Annotated in this window: 17 protein-coding genes and 1 other RNA gene; 14 read left to right on the top strand and 4 right to left on the bottom strand. The window is 57.3% G+C overall.

The features are described 5' to 3' along the window. Positions 1-178: 178 nt before the first annotated feature. The 5 genes from petA (at position 179) to RHM56_RS02055 (ending at position 3,998) form a co-directional block, all read left to right on the top strand. Positions 179-772, top strand: coding sequence for a ubiquinol-cytochrome c reductase iron-sulfur subunit (gene petA / locus RHM56_RS02035; RefSeq protein ID WP_322238071.1), 594 nt, complete (start codon positions 179-181; stop codon positions 770-772). After that, positions 772-1,983: a cytochrome b gene (locus RHM56_RS02040; protein ID WP_019408584.1), complete on the top strand. Its 1,212-nt coding sequence runs from the start codon at positions 772-774 to the stop codon at positions 1,981-1,983. The genes petA and RHM56_RS02040 overlap by 1 nt, the downstream gene beginning before the upstream one ends. Beyond that, on the top strand, positions 1,983-2,762 hold the full coding sequence (locus RHM56_RS02045; RefSeq protein WP_322238073.1) for a cytochrome c1: 780 nt from the start codon (positions 1,983-1,985) through the stop codon (positions 2,760-2,762). Before RHM56_RS02040 ends, RHM56_RS02045 begins: the two co-directional genes overlap by 1 nt. A 187-nt stretch (positions 2,763-2,949) precedes the next feature. Then, positions 2,950-3,567, top strand: a complete 618-nt coding sequence (locus RHM56_RS02050; protein ID WP_322238075.1) for a glutathione S-transferase N-terminal domain-containing protein — start codon at positions 2,950-2,952, stop codon at positions 3,565-3,567. A 17-nt stretch (positions 3,568-3,584) separates the two neighbouring features. Continuing rightward, complete coding sequence (locus tag RHM56_RS02055) at positions 3,585-3,998, top strand: ClpXP protease specificity-enhancing factor (protein ID WP_322238077.1); 414 nt, start codon at positions 3,585-3,587, stop codon at positions 3,996-3,998. 122 nt (positions 3,999-4,120) lie between these two features. Here RHM56_RS02055 and RHM56_RS02060 read toward each other — a convergent pair whose 3' ends face one another. The 4 genes from RHM56_RS02060 to RHM56_RS02075 all read right to left on the bottom strand — a co-directional run bounded on the left by RHM56_RS02060 (position 4,121) and on the right by RHM56_RS02075 (position 7,566). Beyond that, positions 4,121-4,702, bottom strand: a complete 582-nt coding sequence (locus tag RHM56_RS02060; RefSeq protein ID WP_019408588.1) for a BON domain-containing protein — start codon at positions 4,700-4,702, stop codon at positions 4,121-4,123. Further along, positions 4,699-5,292 carry a phosphoheptose isomerase gene (locus RHM56_RS02065; protein WP_019408589.1) on the bottom strand — a complete coding sequence of 198 codons (594 nt, stop codon included), beginning with the start codon at positions 5,290-5,292 and terminating at the stop codon, positions 4,699-4,701. The genes RHM56_RS02060 and RHM56_RS02065 overlap by 4 nt, the downstream gene beginning before the upstream one ends. A 139-nt stretch (positions 5,293-5,431) precedes the next feature. Further along, positions 5,432-5,794 carry a YraN family protein gene (locus RHM56_RS02070; RefSeq protein WP_322238080.1) on the bottom strand — a complete coding sequence of 121 codons (363 nt, stop codon included), beginning with the start codon at positions 5,792-5,794 and terminating at the stop codon, positions 5,432-5,434. Continuing rightward, positions 5,794-7,566: a penicillin-binding protein activator gene (locus tag RHM56_RS02075; RefSeq protein ID WP_322238082.1), complete on the bottom strand. Its 1,773-nt coding sequence runs from the start codon at positions 7,564-7,566 to the stop codon at positions 5,794-5,796. The genes RHM56_RS02070 and RHM56_RS02075 overlap by 1 nt, the downstream gene beginning before the upstream one ends. A 234-nt stretch (positions 7,567-7,800) precedes the next feature. On the opposite strand from RHM56_RS02075, the gene rsmI reads away from it, so the two are divergent. The 9 genes from rsmI to mraY all read left to right on the top strand — a co-directional run bounded on the left by rsmI (position 7,801) and on the right by mraY (position 16,836). Beyond that, entirely contained in the window at positions 7,801-8,655 is an 855-nt protein-coding gene (gene rsmI / locus RHM56_RS02080) for a 16S rRNA (cytidine(1402)-2'-O)-methyltransferase (RefSeq protein WP_322241674.1), read from the top strand. Between the two features lie 131 nt (positions 8,656-8,786). After that, positions 8,787-9,140: RNase P RNA component class A (rnpB, locus tag RHM56_RS02085), an RNA gene on the top strand. Positions 9,141-9,496: 356 nt separating this feature from the next. Next, the gene (gene mraZ / locus RHM56_RS02090; RefSeq protein WP_019408593.1) at positions 9,497-9,952 is read left to right on the top strand and encodes a division/cell wall cluster transcriptional repressor MraZ; all 456 of its coding nucleotides are present in this window, start codon (positions 9,497-9,499) and stop codon (positions 9,950-9,952) included. Then, entirely contained in the window at positions 9,949-10,896 is a 948-nt protein-coding gene (gene rsmH, locus RHM56_RS02095) for a 16S rRNA (cytosine(1402)-N(4))-methyltransferase RsmH (protein ID WP_416194879.1), read from the top strand. The genes mraZ and rsmH overlap by 4 nt, the downstream gene beginning before the upstream one ends. Next, on the top strand, positions 10,893-11,186 hold the full coding sequence (ftsL, locus tag RHM56_RS02100) for a cell division protein FtsL (RefSeq protein ID WP_322238084.1): 294 nt from the start codon (positions 10,893-10,895) through the stop codon (positions 11,184-11,186). The genes rsmH and ftsL overlap by 4 nt, the downstream gene beginning before the upstream one ends. Further along, positions 11,183-12,931, top strand: a complete 1,749-nt coding sequence (locus tag RHM56_RS02105; protein ID WP_416194880.1) for a peptidoglycan D,D-transpeptidase FtsI family protein — start codon at positions 11,183-11,185, stop codon at positions 12,929-12,931. Before ftsL ends, RHM56_RS02105 begins: the two co-directional genes overlap by 4 nt. Beyond that, positions 12,931-14,394 (top strand): UDP-N-acetylmuramoyl-L-alanyl-D-glutamate--2,6-diaminopimelate ligase, encoded by a 1,464-nt coding sequence (gene murE, locus RHM56_RS02110; protein ID WP_322238086.1) that lies wholly within the window; start codon positions 12,931-12,933, stop codon positions 14,392-14,394. Before RHM56_RS02105 ends, murE begins: the two co-directional genes overlap by 1 nt. Next, positions 14,387-15,754 (top strand): UDP-N-acetylmuramoyl-tripeptide--D-alanyl-D-alanine ligase, encoded by a 1,368-nt coding sequence (locus RHM56_RS02115; RefSeq protein ID WP_322238088.1) that lies wholly within the window; start codon positions 14,387-14,389, stop codon positions 15,752-15,754. Before murE ends, RHM56_RS02115 begins: the two co-directional genes overlap by 8 nt. Next, positions 15,754-16,836 carry a phospho-N-acetylmuramoyl-pentapeptide-transferase gene (mraY, locus tag RHM56_RS02120; protein ID WP_019408599.1) on the top strand — a complete coding sequence of 361 codons (1,083 nt, stop codon included), beginning with the start codon at positions 15,754-15,756 and terminating at the stop codon, positions 16,834-16,836. Before RHM56_RS02115 ends, mraY begins: the two co-directional genes overlap by 1 nt. The last annotated feature ends 5 nt before the right edge of the window (positions 16,837-16,841 follow it).

Here is a 16,841-nt window from a genome sequence, read left to right on the forward strand (position 1 = left end):
CAACGTGCCACATCCAGCAAATGCCTACGCTGCAAGGGCTGTAGCCGACTCAGAGCGGTAATTACCTTGTCTTAGTAGGGTCTTTTCATTAACATTCGGCAAAATTTTTATAAAGATTAGTTTGCAACTTACTAGAGGCCTGATTTAACAGGCCACAAAGCTGATGGGAGAGGACGGAATGAGCAATGACGGCGTTAATGTCGGCCGGCGTCGCTTCCTCGTGGCAGCCACATCCGTGGTGGGTGCTGCAGGAGCGGTGGGGGCGGCGGTCCCGTTCGTGGGGTCGTGGTTCCCCAGTGCCAAGGCCAAGGCCGCTGGCGCACCGGTAAAAGTGAATATTGCGAAGGTCGAGCCAGGCCAGCAAATGATTGCTGAATGGCGTGGTCAGCCCGTATTCATCGTACGTCGCACCGATGAGATCCTGGCAAATCTGAAGAAGATTGAAGGTCAGCTAGCTGATCCGGACTCCAAGCAATCCGATCAACCTACCTATGTAAATCCCGAGCTGCGCTCGATCAAACCAGAAATTTTGCTGCTGATCGGTATTTGCACCCACTTGGGCTGCTCGCCTACTTTCCGCCCTGAAGTTGCCCCTGCCGACCTTGGCAAGGATTGGGTCGGTGGTTATTTCTGTCCTTGTCATGGTTCGCACTATGATTTGGCTGGCCGTGTTTACAAGGCCCAACCAGCTCCGCTGAACCTGCCCGTACCGCCTTACTACTATGAGTCGGACAACATCGTTGTCGTTGGCCTTGATGGGGAGAACGTGTAATGAGCAAGTTCATGGATTGGATTGATGCTCGCTTCCCGGCCACCAAAATGTGGGAAGACCACCTCAGCAAATATTACGCCCCGAAAAACTTCAACTTCTTCTACTTCTTCGGCTCCCTCGCCTTGCTGGTTCTGGTTAACCAGATCGTCACGGGTGTGTGGCTGACCATGAGCTACACGCCGTCGGCAGAAGAGGCGTTTGCCTCTGTCGAATACATCATGCGTGACGTCGAATACGGCTCGATTTTGCGCTTGCTGCACTCAACGGGTGCGTCGGCGTTCTTTATTGTGGTTTACCTGCACATGTTCCGTGGCTTGCTCTACGGCTCCTATCAGAAGCCGCGCGAGCTGGTCTGGCTGTTCGGCATGATGATTTACCTGGCCTTGATGGCGGAAGCTTTCATGGGGTACTTGCTGCCGTGGGGGCAAATGTCCTACTGGGGCGCGCAGGTGATTATCTCGCTGTTCGGCGCCATTCCCGTGATCGGCAACGACCTGACTCAGTGGATCCGTGGTGACTACCTGATCTCCGGGATTACCCTGAATCGCTTCTTTGCCCTGCACGTCGTGGCCCTGCCTATCGTGATTCTGGGTCTGGTGGTGCTGCATATTCTGGCCCTGCACGAAGTCGGCTCCAACAACCCCGACGGCGTCGATATCAAGAAGTACAAAGACGAAAATGGTATCCCGCTGGACGGCATTCCGTTCCATCCGTACTACACCGTGAAAGACATTGTCGGTGTCGTGGTGTTCTTGTTTATCTTCTGCTCAATTGTGTTCTTCTTCCCGGAAATGGGGGGCTACTTCCTCGAAAAGCCTAACTTCGAGCAAGCAAACGCCTTCAAGACACCAGAGCATATTGCTCCTGTCTGGTACTTCACGCCGTTCTACGCGATCTTGCGCGCCATCCCTGACAAGCTGATGGGCGTTATTGCCATGGGCGCTGCGATTGCCGTGCTGTTCGTGTTGCCATGGCTTGATCGCAGCCCTGTGAAATCCATGCGCTACAAAGGCTGGATGAGCAAAATCTGGCTGTGGGTGTTCTGTATCTCGTTCGTGATTCTGGGCGTTTTGGGTGTTCTCGCACCCACCCCGGAGCGCACGCTGTTGTCGCAGGTGTGTACGTTCCTGTACTTCGCCTACTTCATTCTGATGCCGTTCTACACCAGGCTCGAGAAGACCAAACCGGTTCCGGAAAGGGTGACTGGCTGATGAAAAAGCTATTTGCAGTATTGATGCTCGCGATGATGCCTGTGCTGTCCTTTGCGTCCGAGCAGGGTGTGCATCTCGACAAAGTCGATATCGACGTCTCCGACAAAGCTGCCATGCAAGATGGTGCGCGTACGTTCGCCAACTATTGCATGGGGTGTCACAGTGCCAAGTTCCAGCGCTACGAGCGTGTGGCTGACGATCTGGGTATCCCTCATGACGTCATGCTCAATAATCTGGTGTTCACAGGTGCCAAGATTGGCGACCACATGAACATCGGCATGCAGCCTGAAGACGCCAAGGCCTGGTTCGGTGCTGCACCGCCGGACTTGACCCTGGTGGCGCGTGTGCGTGGCACAGACTGGCTCTACAGCTACCTGCGGTCGTTCTACGAAGATCCGTCGCGCCCTTGGGGTGTGAACAATACCGTCTTCCCGAATGTGGGCATGCCGAACGTTCTTGCGCCACTGCAAGGGCGTCAAGTTATCGGTTGCAAGCAAGTACAGATCGTCGAAGACGGCAAGAAGCAGTATGATCCGCTCACCGGCACACCTTTGACACATGAAGCGTGCGACCAGCTGACAGTATTGCCAAAGACCGGCACGCTGACTGAAGAGCAGTTCGATGAGAAGATCAAGAACCTTGTGACCTTCCTGGCCTACTCGGCTAACCCGGTGAAGCTGGAGCATCAGCGCATCGGTACTTACGTATTGCTCTATCTGGCCTTCTTCTTCGTATTCGCTTATCTGCTCAAGCGCGAATACTGGAAGGATGTGCACTGATACCGTTACAAGCATTGCTGTTAATCGTGCGCGCCCAAGGGTGTCTCTGAAAAGGTAACAGTGCAGGACAGGGGGAGGGCAAGGTCAAGATGACCTGTCCTCCCCGGGTTCTGCTGTTATTGGAGGCACTCCTTGGGCGCGTTCGTTTTTCTGCTTCTGATAATTTCTACAAGCGAGGAGGACCGCCATGGGCGTGACCAATCGGTTGGCCTGTTACTCCGACCCCGCCGACCACTATTCCCATCGAGTACGCATTGTGCTCGCCGAGAAAGGTGTCAGCGCCGAGATCATTAGCGTGGAAGCGGGCCGTCATCCGCCGAAGCTGATCGAAGTGAACCCCTACGGCAGCCTGCCAACCCTGGTCGATCGCGACCTGGCGTTGTGGGAGTCGACAGTGGTAATGGAGTATCTGGATGAGCGTTATCCGCATCCACCGTTGTTGCCGGTTTATCCGGTAGCGCGAGCCAATAGCCGTCTGCTGATGCACCGTATCCAGCGTGACTGGTGCAACCTGGTCGACTTGATCCTCGATTCGCGCACCAAAGAACCAGCACGTGTGCAGGCGCGCAAAGAGCTGCGAGAGAGCTTGACGGGCGTGTCTGCATTGTTTGCAGACAAACCTTTTTTCCTCAGTGATGAGCAAAGTCTGGTCGACTGCTGTCTATTGCCGATACTCTGGCGCTTGCCTGTTTTGGGTATTGAATTGCCGCGGCCTGCCAAGCCGCTGCTTGACTATATGGAGCGTCAGTTTGCGCGTGAGGCTTTCCAGGCAAGCTTGTCTGGTGTCGAACGCGATATGCGCTAAGGCTTTAGGAGCCCTTGATGAATTCAAGTCGACCTTATCTGGTGCGTGCGCTCTATGAGTGGATTGTTGATAACGATTGCACTCCGCACTTGCTGGTTAAATCGGACTACCCGAAGGTCCAGGTGCCTCAGGGTTTTGCCAGTGATGGACAAATAGTCCTCAATGTATCGCCAAGCGCCGTGCGCAATATGCACATGGACAACGAAGCTGTTAGCTTTGACGGGCGTTTTGGTGGTGTGCCACACACGTTGTACGTGCCGGCAGGCGCGATTCTGGGTATTTATGCCCGGGAAAACGGTCAGGGCATGATGTTTGATCTTGAAGAAGCGTTTGACGTGGATGATGAGATTGAGCCGGACGACGACACTCCGCCGCCAGACACCGAGCCGCCGCGCCCGAGTGGACGGCCTAGCCTCAAAGTAGTGAAGTAACAAAAAAGGCGACCTGCAGAGGTCGCCTTTTTTATGGTCGCTGTCCCGTCCTGTAGGAGCGAGCTTGCCTCGCGATCTTTTAGGTTCAAAAGATCGCGAGGCAGGCTCGCTCCTACACACAATCAGTCGATGTACTCAAACAGTTTGACGATTTTTTGTACGCCAGAAACGCCTTGCACCAAGTTGGTGGCGCGGGCAGCTTCTTGTTTGGTGACCAGGCCGAGCAGGTAAACGATGCCGTTTTCGGTCACGACTTTGATGCGTGAGCCCGGAATGCCGTTGTCAGTCAGCATTTGAGTCTTGATTTTGGTGGTCAGCCACGCGTCGTTGTTGCGCGCCAGAATCGATGAAGGCGCCATGACTTGCAGTTCGTTGTTGACCTTTTTGACTCGCTGCACCGCGGCAGCTGCTTGTTCAGCCTGGGCCTTGAGGTCGGCGCGCGGGGTTTGCCCGGCCAGGAGCACGATGCCGTTATAGCTGGTGACAACGATGTGCGAGCCGGTATCCAGGTCCGGGTTGGCTTTGGCGACGTTCACGGCAACTTTGGTTTCAATCAGGGAGTCGTCGATTTTGCTGCCAAACGTGCGAGTACCGCGATCATCTTCAATCGGCGTGTCGCGGGTGGCGGTCAGTACCGAGCTGCAACCAGCGGTCAGGCCGAGGCACAGCGTCAATGCCACTAGGCTAAAGCGATTAAAAGTCATTCTTCACTCCCGAACAGTTGGCTGTCGATCAGATCGCACAAGCAGTGGATCGCCAGCAGGTGGACTTCTTGAATACGTGCAGTGACGTTGGACGGGACGCGAATTTCCACGTCCTCAGGTAGCAGCAGCGAGGCCATGCCGCCGCCATCGCGGCCGGTCATGGCAACCACGATCATCTCGCGATCGTGAGCCGCCTGAATGGCCTGGATGATGTTGGCTGAGTTGCCGCTGGTAGAGATCGCCAGCAGCACATCGCCCGGTTGGCCAAGGGCGCGGATCTGCTTGGAGAAAATCTCGTTGAAGCTGTAGTCATTGGCGATCGAGGTGATCGTCGAGCTGTCGGTGGTCAGTGCAATAGCTGGCAAGCTTGGGCGCTCGCGCTCAAAGCGGTTAAGCAGCTCGGACGAGAAGTGCTGGGCGTCGCCCGCGGAACCACCGTTACCACACGAAAGCATTTTGCCCTCGTTGAGCAGGGCGTTAACCATCACTTGGCTGGCTTGCTCGATGTGAGGGGCAAGAACCTCCATCGCCTGCTGCTTGGTGTCGATACTGGCCTGAAAAAGCTGGCGAATTCGGGATTGCATGTCCATCTATGTGACCTTAAGTAGGGCGGCTGGTCGGGCGTGAGCCAGGTGTTCCTGGGTGACTTCCCGGCACAAAAATGTGCAGCCCGCAAAGCAAAGCAAAATCGTTTAGTAAAAAGTGTGCTGGAATCGGCCCGGCAGCGCTTTAGCTGTCAAAGGCATTCCGTAGCCAGTTCAAATGGGGTGTTGCGCTATCCATGGCTACGACGTCAAATCGACAGGGGTGATTGGCCCAGCGCGATTCGCGTTGCAAGAAATACTGAGCGGCCAGTATCAGTTTTTGACGCTTGCGTGCGTCAATGCTGGCTAGTGCGCCGCCCCATTGCGCATGTTGTCGGTAACGAACTTCGACGAATACTACTGTATCGCCGTCGAGCATGACCAGATCCAGCTCGCCGCGCTTGCATAGCCAGTTCTGCGCCAGCAAGCGTAAGCCGTGTTGCTCAAGATGCCGCAGCGCAGTGCGCTCGGCATCTTTACCTGTTTGCTGGCTTGTGCGTTCGGGCATCAGTTTGGGGTGTCGGGCAGGCGTTGGACCTGACCATTGATAAATTCGGCCCATGGCAACTGACGTTGAATATGTTGCTGCTGGCTCATGCTCAAGCTGCCGGACAGGCCGTCAATCCGATTGTCGGGCAGGGCTTTGAGCTGGCCCAGTCTAGAAGTCAGGCTATAAGCGTCAACACCCATGGCGTACAGGCGGCCCAGGCTGCCACCGGCTTGCGGCCATTGTGCAGCCACTTGTTGGCGCAGCGGGTTCGCAGTGTCGAGCAGCCAAGGGGTTTCGCAAAAACGGATGCCGTTCATGTCGTTGTACTGGTTTTGGTCGCCGCTGGCGCTGAATACGTGGGATGTGGCGTAAACCGGTACATCACCTGCGTATTGATAATTGAGCGTCGGCTTGACCTGCTGGGCTTGCTGAGGCGTTGCAGCCAGGAAGATGAACTCCATGTCCTGGCGGCGCGAAGGCTGGCCGGCGCCTCCTGCATTACGCAGTTGCACCAGGTCGGCGACTTGCTGGGCCAGTGCTACAGGTTTGTCGATGTGTTCGGCGCCAACGACGGTGCCGCCATTGGCTTCCCATTCCTGGCGGAACGCCTTGAGTACGCGATCGCCCCATTCGCCTTGCGGCACGATGGCGCCAGCGCGGGTCAGGCCGTCAGCGTGTGCGCGGCGTGCAACTTCGCGTGCTTCGTCTTCAGCTGCCAGGCCAAATTGAAACAATTGCGCAGGGCCTTGTCCGCCTTCGCTGTAGTTAAGGGCCAGGGTAGGAATCGGCAGTTGGGAGCGGGTATTCAATTGCTTGACCAGTGACTTTTCCAGTGGGCCGACCACCAGTTGCACGCCATCGGCTTGAGCCTTGCGATAGAAGTCGTCCAGCGAAGTCAGGCGCGAGCTGTCATAGAACTGGATGCTCGGCGGGTTTTGGCCAGCTTGCTGTGCTTGATAGTGCGCGGCCATAAAGCCATCACGCAGTGCTTTGCTGACAGACGCCAGTTGGCCATCCTGCGGCAGCAGCAGGGCGATTTTGGTCAGCGGCTGGCTGGCCAGTTCTTTGAGCTTGAGCAAAGGGGCTGGGAGTTGGATAGCCGCCGGGTGTGTCGGGTTTTGCGCGCGCCATTGGTCAATGGCGTTTTGCTGATCTTGCAGGCTGGAGGCGCTTTTGACGGCGAGGGCCAGGGACATCCAGCCGCCCAGCACGCCTGTGTCAGGCGTGCGCAGTTGGTCAACGGGCAGTGCAGCAACCAGTGCCCAAATGGCTTCGTTATTGTTGTTGGCCGCATCGCCGGTCAGGTTCTGGCTCATGGCGGCGCGTTCGCGAGCGGCGGCCAGGTTCTGACCGTCGGCCTCCAGAGCGCGTGCGCGGACCACGTGTGTACGCACTTGCAAGTCGGCTGGCATCTCATTGAGGCGCGATACGCTTGGGTGGTTCAGGGCGGTCAGTGCGTCTTTAGGCTGGTTGCGGCTCATCGCCAGTTCTGCGGCCAGCGTGCTGGCAAAAACCTGTTGTGCAGGTTTGAGCAGATCCAGAGGTACCTGTCCCAGGATTTGCGCCGCGCGCTGGTTGTCGTTTTGGCGCATGGCAAGGTCAGTTGCGGACAGGCGCAGCAGGGCCGCCTTTTCCGGGTCCTTGCTCGCAGCGGCCTGTTGCAGCAGCTGTTCAAGGCTGGCATCGGGCGTACGTGGGAGTTCGCCAAGGCTGGACGAGGGCGAGCTGGCGCAAGCCGCCAACAAGGCAGCGAGGCAGAGGGCAGTGAACAGCCGCAGGCAAGCGATCATGTAGTGTTCCTGATACTCGATCAAATGAGGGGGGGAAGTGTACCCAAGCGCTGGCCGGGGCGCGATGTTACTGGTGATAAAGCTTAAATTTAGATGACTTCTGGCCGTTGTGACGCGGTGTTTTCCAGATTGACGCTTTTGAGCATGTCTGGAGGGTGCGTTCAGCAGGGTTCTACGCGCTACAATGGCGCCTTTAACTCTTAAGAGGTGCGCGTTTTGACTGCTCCAGGTGCTTTGAATTCCGTTGTTGGCTCACTTTATGTGGTGGCCACGCCCATCGGTAACCTGGACGACATCAGTGCGCGTGCGCTTAAAGTGTTGCGCGAGGTATCGCTGATCGCGGCCGAAGACACGCGTCACTCCCTGCGTTTGATGCAGCATTTTGGCATCACTACCCCGCTGGGGGCCTGTCACGAACATAACGAGCGTGATGAAGGCAGTCGCTTTATTCAGCGGTTACTGGCCGGTGAAGATGTGGCCTTGATCTCTGATGCGGGTACGCCATTGATCTCTGATCCGGGTTACCACTTGGTGCGTCAGGCGCGAGCAGCCGGGGTCAAGGTTGTACCTGTGCCAGGAGCTTGCGCGTTGATCGCTGCGTTGTCGGCAGCCGGGTTGCCTTCTGACCGCTTTATCTTTGAAGGGTTCTTGCCGGCCAAGGCCGTTGGTCGCCGCTCGCGTCTTGAGCTATTAAAGGAAGAGCCGCGCACCCTGATTTTCTACGAAGCGCCGCATCGCATCCTTGAATGCCTGCAAGACCTGGAGCTGGTGTTTGGTCCCGATCGCCCGGCATTGCTGGCGCGGGAGCTGACCAAGACCTTCGAAACACTCAAGGGGTTGCCGTTGTCCGAGCTGCGCGCTTTTGTTGAATCTGACAGCAATCAACAGCGCGGCGAATGTGTCGTGCTAGTTGCAGGCTGGACCGCGCCCGACACCGATGAAGTGGTGAGCAGCGAGGCAATGCGCATTCTTGATTTACTGCTTAAAGAGATGCCACTCAAACGTGCTGCTGCATTGGCTGCTGAAATAACCGGCGAGCGCAAAAATGTGCTGTATCAAGTTGCACTTGAAAAGCAGAAAGCAGAGTAAGGAATAGTGGCACTTAGCCCTTGTTTTTTGCAGTTAGGCCTGTAAGTAAGGGGGCTGAGGTTGGATGTCGAGCATCAAGTTCAGCTTTAAAGCTTGTTCTATACGCTCTGTACAGTTAACCTTCGCGCCGGAGAGTCGATTGGACAGTCGCTGCCCTCTATGAAAATTAGGGGGGGGAGGAAAGTCCGGGCTCCATAGGGCGAAGTGCCAGGTAATGCCTGGGAGGCGTGAGCCTACGGAAAGTGCCACAGAAAATAACCGCCTAAGCGCTTCGGCGCCGGTAAGGGTGAAAAGGTGCGGTAAGAGCGCACCGCACGTCTGGCAACAGTTCGTGGCTAGGTAAACCCCACTTGGAGCAAGACCAAATAGGGTCCCAAGGCGTGGCCCGCGCTGGGACCGGGTAGGTTGCTAAAGATGTCCAGTGATGGCCATCGTAGACGAATGACTGTTCAAGACAGAACCCGGCTTACAGATCGACTCTCCACCTTTTTCCCCTGCTTGTTTCGCAAGCAGATATGCATTCTTGAAATGCTCGCTCCAACCCCCTCGCTTTATTTGCAAGAAGAACTGCCAGCGTAATGCCAAAAAGTTCTTACTCTTAACAAATCACTTTAAGTTTGAAGTCCGAAGCATTGAATTAGCGGCTTATCGCACGTCAAGGAACACCCTCGCTTATTGCTGTACGTCTATTTACTCTCCTAAATCTCCGTAATGTAAGGATTTTCCTTGGGCCGCGCCTTGACGGTGTGGTGGGCGCATTCCTATAGTGTGCACAAGTGGCGAAAAGTGGCAGAAAGTGGGTTTTTTGAACGTAAAACGCTAATTTTTGGAGTGGCGCCTCGTGTTTCGCGGAGCTAACGCAATCAGTCTCGATGCCAAGGGTCGTCTCGCAATGCCGAGCCGGTACCGTGACGAGCTGATTTCGAGAAGCTCCGGGCAATTGATCGTGACCATTGATGCCGTGGATCCCTGCTTATGTGTGTACCCGCTCGACGAGTGGGAATTGATTGAAACCAAGCTGCGGGCGTTGCCTTCGTTGCGTGAAGAAAACCGCCGTTTGCAACGCCTGTTGATTGGTAACGCCGTCGACCTCGAACTCGATGGCAGTGGTCGTTTTCTGGTGCCGCCGCGTTTGCGTGAGTATGCCAAGTTGGACAAGCGCGCGATGTTGGTGGGCCAGCTGAACAAGTTTCAACTGTGGGACGAGGATGCCTGGGAAGCTGTTTCTGCCGCTGACCTTGCAGCCATTCAACAACCGGGCGCGATGCCTGATGAACTGCGTGATTTAATCCTGTGACTATTGATAGCGACTTCAACCACATCACCGTACTGCTCGATGAAGCCGTAGAGGCTCTCGCCGTACGTCCTGATGGATGCTATCTGGATGGCACCTTCGGTCGCGGCGGACATAGCCGCTTGATACTCCAGAAGCTGGGCCCTGAGGGGCGTCTTCTCGGGTTTGATAAAGATCCACAAGCGATTGCCACCGGGCAAGCGCTAGCGGCCGAAGACGGCCGCTTTGTCATTGTGCAGCGCAGTTTTGCAGAAATGGGATCCGAAATTGCCGGGCGCGGTCTGGCCGGTAAAATCAGCGGTGTGCTGCTCGATCTGGGCGTGTCTTCGCCACAGCTCGATGACCCTGAGCGCGGCTTCAGCTTCATGAACGATGGCCCGCTGGACATGCGCATGAACCCGGATGCGGGCATCAGCGCTGCCGAATTTGTGAACACCGCCTCTCAAGAAGAAATTGCCCGCGTATTCAAGGAATACGGCGAAGAGCGTTTTTCCGGGCGTATGGCGCGTGCCGTTGTCGAGCGTCGTGACATTACGCCGTTTGAGCGCACTGGCGATCTGGCTGAAGTATTGAAAGTCGCCAACCCGGCTTGGGAAAAGGGCAAGCACCCTGCGACCCGTACGTTCCAGGGCCTGCGGATTCACGTCAATAACGAACTCGGAGATCTTAAGGCTGGCCTGCAAGCGGCCCTGGAATCGCTGGAAGTGGGCGGCCGTCTGGTCGTGATCAGCTTCCACTCGCTCGAAGATCGCATCGTCAAATTGTTCATGCGTGATTTGGTCAAAGGTGAACCTGACAACCTGCCGCGTGGCTTGCCGGTGCAGCACAAAACCTTTGAACCCAAGATCAAAATTCATGGCAAGGCACAGTTCGCTTCTGAAGCAGAGCTCAAGGCCAACCCGCGCTCGCGCAGCGCTGTCATGCGCGTCGCGGAGAAGCTTCGTTGAACAAGCTTTACGCCAAACCACTTCCCGGCGGAAGTTTCTTCATGCTGCTGCTGTTTATTGCCGTGCTGGTTTCGGCTGTGGGTGTTGCGTACAGCGCGCACTGGAACCGCCAATTGCTCAATACCCTGTATGGGGAGCTGAGCGTGCGCGACAAGGCTCAGGCTGAATGGGGTCGCTTGATCCTGGAGCAAAGTACCTGGACCGCGCATAGCCGTATCGAAACCCTGGCCAGCGAACAACTGAAAATGCACATCCCGGGTGCAGCAGAAGTGCGGATGGTGGCGCCATGATCAAACTCGAAGGCGCACTTTATCCGTGGCGTTTTCGCGTGGTGCTGGCGCTGCTGGCACTGCTGGTGGGCGCGATTGCCTGCCAAATTGTCTATTTGCAGGTCATCGATCACGACTTCCTCAAAGGTCAGGGCGATGCCCGTAGCTTGCGCCACATCACCATTCCTGCGCACCGCGGGCTGATTACCGACCGTAATGGCGAGCCGTTGGCGGTCAGTACACCGGTCACCACGTTGTGGGCCAATGCCAAGGAAATGCAGGCCGCAAAAGATCGCTGGCCAGCGTTGGCGCACGCGCTCGGGCAAGACCCGAAAGTGCTGACGGCGCGCCTTGAACAGCAAGCCAATAAAGAGTTCATCTACCTTGTTCGGGGGCTGACCCCTGAGCAGGGCCAAGTCGTGCTCGACCTCAAAGTGCCGGGTGTATACGGCATTGAAGAGTTCCGCCGCTTCTACCCGGCGGGTGAAGTGACCGCGCACATGGTTGGCTTTACCGACATTGACGACAAGGGGCGCGAAGGCGTTGAGCTGGCCTATGACGAGTGGCTGGCTGGCGTGCCGGGCAAGCGACAGGTCATCAAGGACCGACGCGGGCGTCTGATCAAAGACATCCAAGTGACTAAAAACGCCAAGGCAGGGAAGACCTTGGCGTTGTCGATTGACCTGCGCCTGCAATACCTGGCCAACCGTGAGCTGCGCAATGCGCTGGTCGAGAATGGCGCCAAGGCGGGCAGCCTGGTGATCATGGACGTGAAGACCGGCGAAATTCTGGCCATGGTCAATCAGCCGACTTACAACCCGAATAACCGTCGCAACCTGCAACCGGCGATGATGCGTAACCGCGCCATGATCGACGTGTTTGAGCCGGGCTCGACGGTAAAACCGATTTCGATGAGTGCGGCGCTGGAAACCGGCCGCTGGAAACCGACCGACAAAGTCGAGGTGTATCCAGGCACGCTGCAACTGGGCAAATACACCATTCGCGACGTATCGCGTACTGAAGGTCCGGTCCTCGACCTGACTGGCATTTTGATCAATTCCAGTAACGTGGGCATGAGTAAAGTCGCCTTCGATATTGGCGGCGAAGCGATTTTCCGTCAGATGGCCAAAATGGGCTTGGGTCAAGACACCGGTCTGGGGTTTCCGGGCGAGCGCGTCGGCAACCTGCCGAACTACCGCGAGTGGCGCAAAGCCGAAACCGCAACCTTGTCTTACGGCTACGGCGTTTCCGTCACCGCGATCCAATTGGTTCACGCGTTCTCGGCATTGGCCAACAACGGCAAGCTGGCGCCGTTGACCTTGCTCAAGGCCGACAAGGACAAGCCCGTCCAGGCTACGCAAGTCATGCCGGAGCAGGTCGCCAAGACCTTGCAGGGCATGCTCCAGGAAGTGATCGAAAACCCGCGTGGCGTTTGGCGAGCCAAGGTTCCGGCGTACCACGTCGGTGGCAAATCCGGTACTGCGCGTAAAACATCGTCCGGCGGCGTCAAAGGCTACGCCGTTAACTCTTACCGCTCCCTGTTCGCTGGCTTTGGCCCGATGAGCGACCCGCGTTACGCGATCGTGGTCGTGATCGATGAACCAAGCAAAGCGGGCTACTTCGGTGGACTGGTATCGGCGCCGGTGTTCAGCAAGGTGATGTCCGGCACGCTGCGCCTGATGAACGTCACACCTGACAACCTGCCAACGGCAGCGGAGCAACAAGCGGCGGCAACCGCTGCGGCAGCCAAAGGAGGGCGCGGCTAATGTCCCTGAGCCTGAACAAGATTTTCCCTCACGCCGGTCACGACTTGCTGATCCGTGAATTGACCCTCGACAGCCGCAATGTCCGCGCGGGTGATCTGTTCCTCGCCGTGCCGGGTGGCAAGCTCGATGGTCGTGAACACATCAGCGACGCCTTGAAACGCGGCGCTGCTGCCGTTGCCTATGAAGTAGACGGCGCCTCTGTGCTGCCTATTACCCATGTGCCGTTGATCCCGGTCAAAGGTCTGGCGGCGCAGCTATCCGACATCGCTGGGCGCTTTTATGGCGAGCCGAGCCATCACCTGAACCTGGTGGGCGTCACCGGAACCAACGGTAAAACCAGCGTGACCCAACTGGTCGCGCAAGCGCTGGATTTGCTCGGTCAGCACTGTGGCATCGTCGGCACCCTGGGCACCGGTTTTTATGGCGCGTTGCATAGCGGCCGCCACACCACCCCAGACCCGATTGCCGTGCAAGCCATGTTGGCCGACCTGAAAAAGGCCGGTGCCAAAGCCGTGGCTATGGAAGTCTCGTCCCACGGTCTGGATCAGGGGCGAGTCAGTGCACTGGCGTTTGACGTGGCCGTGCTGACCAACTTGTCCCGCGATCACCTGGACTATCACGGCACCATGCAGGCGTACGCCGACGCCAAGGCCAAGCTGTTTGCCTGGCCAGATCTGCGTTGCCGGGTGCTCAATCTGGACGATGAGTTCGGTCGTCGACTGGCTGCTGAAAAACACGACTCGCGCCTGATCAGCTACAGCCTCGAAGACAGCAGTGCCTACCTGTATTGCCGCGAAGCGACCTTTGATGACGATGGCGTGCGCGCCACCCTAGTCACGCCCCAAGGCGAGCACCATTTGCGCAGCACCTTGCTCGGCCGTTTCAACCTGAGCAATGTGTTGGCCGCTGTTGGCGCCTTGCTCGGTCTTGACTACGCCCTCGACGAAATTCTTAAAGTGCTGCCCAAGCTGGAAGGCCCGGTCGGGCGTATGCAGCGTTTGGGCGGCGGCGCCAAGCCGCTGGTGGTGGTCGATTACGCCCATACCCCGGATGCGCTGGAAAAAGTGCTGCTCGCACTGCGCCCTCACGCCAAAGGTCAATTGCATTGCCTGTTCGGCTGTGGCGGCGACCGTGATCGCGGTAAGCGCCCATTAATGGCTGAGGTGGTTGAGCGTTTGGCTGACGCGGTGCTGGTGACCGACGACAACCCGCGTACCGAAGACCCAGCGCAGATTTTCACTGACATTCGTGCTGGTTTTACTGAGGCCGACAAGGTGGTTTTTGTCGCCGGTCGAGGCGCCGCCATTGCGCAGATCATCGCCAATGCCCGTGCTGAAGACGTCATCGTGCTGGCCGGTAAAGGCCACGAGGACTATCAGGAAATCAACGGCGAGCGCCATGACTTCTCTGACCTGACTGAAGCCCAAAAAGCCTTGGCTGCCTGGGAGGTTGCTCATGCTTAAGCCTCTTCTATTAAGCGAAGTCGCTGCCGCCCTGAATGGTCGTCTGGTCAGCGCGGACAGCCGATTCAATGGCGTGAGCATCGACAGCCGTGCCATCGCTCAGGGCCAGTTGTTTATCGCGCTGACAGGCCCGCGTTTTGATGGCCATGACTACTTGAATGAAGTCGCAGCCAAAGGTGCTGTTGCCGCGCTGGTTGAGCGCGAAGTGCCTGAGTCGGTGTTGCCGCAATTGGTGGTCAAAGATACGCGTGAAGCCTTGGGCCAATTGGGCGCGCTGAACCGTGCTGGCTACGACAAGCCCGTCGCGGCGATTACCGGCTCCAGCGGCAAAACCACCGTTAAAGAAATGCTCGCCTGCATCCTGCGCACCCGTGGCCCGGTGCTGGCGACCAAAGGTAATTTGAATAACGATCTGGGCGTGCCGCTGACCCTGCTCGAACTGACGCAGGAACACACTGCGGCAGTGATCGAACTGGGTGCATCGCGCGTCGGCGAAATCGCCTACACCGTGGCCATGACCAAACCTCGTGTTGCCGTGCTGAACAATGCCGGTACCGCGCACGTGGGTGAGTTCGGCGGGCCTGAGAAAATCGTCGAGGCCAAAGGTGAAATTATCGAAGGGCTGGATGCCGATGGCATCGCCGTTCTGAATCTGGACGACAAGGCGTTTGGCATTTGGCAGGCCCGTGCGGCAGGTCGCAAGGTGCTGAGCTTTTCGCTGGACAATGCCCAGGCTGATTTTTACGCCAGCGCTCTGGTGCGCGATGCGCGTGGCTGCCAAGGTTTCAAGATCCACACCCCGCTGGGTGTCGAACAGGTTCAACTGAACCTGCTGGGCAGTCACAACGTGGCGAACGCTCTGGCTGCAGCAGCGGCTGCTTATGCGCTGAATGTGTCGTTGTTCGGGATCAAGACCGGCCTCGAAGCCGTGCTGCCGGTCAAAGGGCGCGCTGTTGCGCAACTGACTAGCACAGGTCTGCGAATTATTGATGACACTTACAACGCAAACCCCACCTCAATGTGCGCTGCCGTTGATATACTCGCCGGCTTTTCCGGTCGCACCGTCCTGGTGCTCGGAGATATCGGCGAGCTGGGTGAGTGGGCAGAGCAAGGACATCGTGAAGTAGGCGCTTACGCCGCCGACAAGGTTTCAGCGCTCTACGCGGTGGGACCACTGATGGCTCATGCCGTCGCTGCATTTGGACACCAGGCTCGTCACTTCGCCAATCAGGCTGACCTGATCAAGGCGCTTCGCACCGAGCACGAAACAAACACCACTATTTTGATCAAGGGTTCGCGCAGCGCAGCGATGGAAAACGTCGTTGCGGCGCTGTGCGGTTCCAGCGGGGAGAAACATTAATGCTGCTGCTTCTAGCGGAGTATCTACAACAGTTCTACAAGGGCTTTGCAGTCTTCCAGTACTTGTCCCTGCGCGGGATTCTTGGAGTACTCACTGCGTTGTCGTTGTCGCTGTGCCTGGGGCCGTGGATGATCCGCACCCTGCAAAACCGTCAAATCGGTCAATCGGTTCGTAACGACGGCCCGCAATCGCACCTGTCCAAATCCGGCACGCCAACCATGGGCGGCGCACTGATCCTGTCGGCCATTACCGTCAGCACCTTGCTGTGGGCTGACCTGAGCAATCGCTACGTGTGGGTGGTGATGCTGGTCACCCTGCTGTTCGGTGCCATTGGCTGGGTAGACGACTACCGCAAGGTCATCGAAAAGAACTCACGCGGCCTTCCAAGCCGCTGGAAGTATTTCTGGCAGTCGGTGTTCGGTCTCGCCGCTGCGATCTTCTTGTACATGACGGCGCCCAGCGCAGTCGAAACCACGTTGATCCTGCCGTTTCTTAAAGGCGCCAGCATCCCGTTGGGCATCGGTTTTGTGGTGCTGACCTATTTCGTGATCGTCGGTTCGAGCAACGCCGTCAACCTGACTGACGGCCTCGACGGCCTGGCCATCATGCCAACTGTGATGGTCGGCGGTGCGCTGGGTATTTTCTGCTACCTGTCGGGTAACCTGAAATTCGCTGACTACCTGCTGATCCCGTATGTACCGGGCGCAGGTGAGTTGATTGTGTTCTGCGGCGCGCTGATTGGCGCCGGTCTGGGCTTTCTGTGGTTCAACACCTACCCCGCACAAGTCTTTATGGGTGACGTCGGCGCACTGGCGCTGGGCGCAGCCTTGGGCACCATCGCGGTCATCGTGCGTCAGGAAATCGTGCTGTTCATCATGGGTGGTGTGTTCGTGATGGAAACCCTGTCGGTGGTCATCCAGGTCGCGTCGTTCAAGTTGACCGGCAAGCGGGTATTCCGCATGGCACCGATCCATCACCACTTTGAACTCAAGGGCTGGCCCGAGCCACGCGTGATTGTCCGTTTCTGGATTATCACCGTGATCCTCGTGTTGATCGGTCTTGCCACACTGAAGCTGAGGTAGAACCT

The organism is Pseudomonas sp. CCC3.1 (assembly GCF_034347405.1).
Classification (GTDB): Bacteria; Pseudomonadota; Gammaproteobacteria; order Pseudomonadales; family Pseudomonadaceae; genus Aquipseudomonas.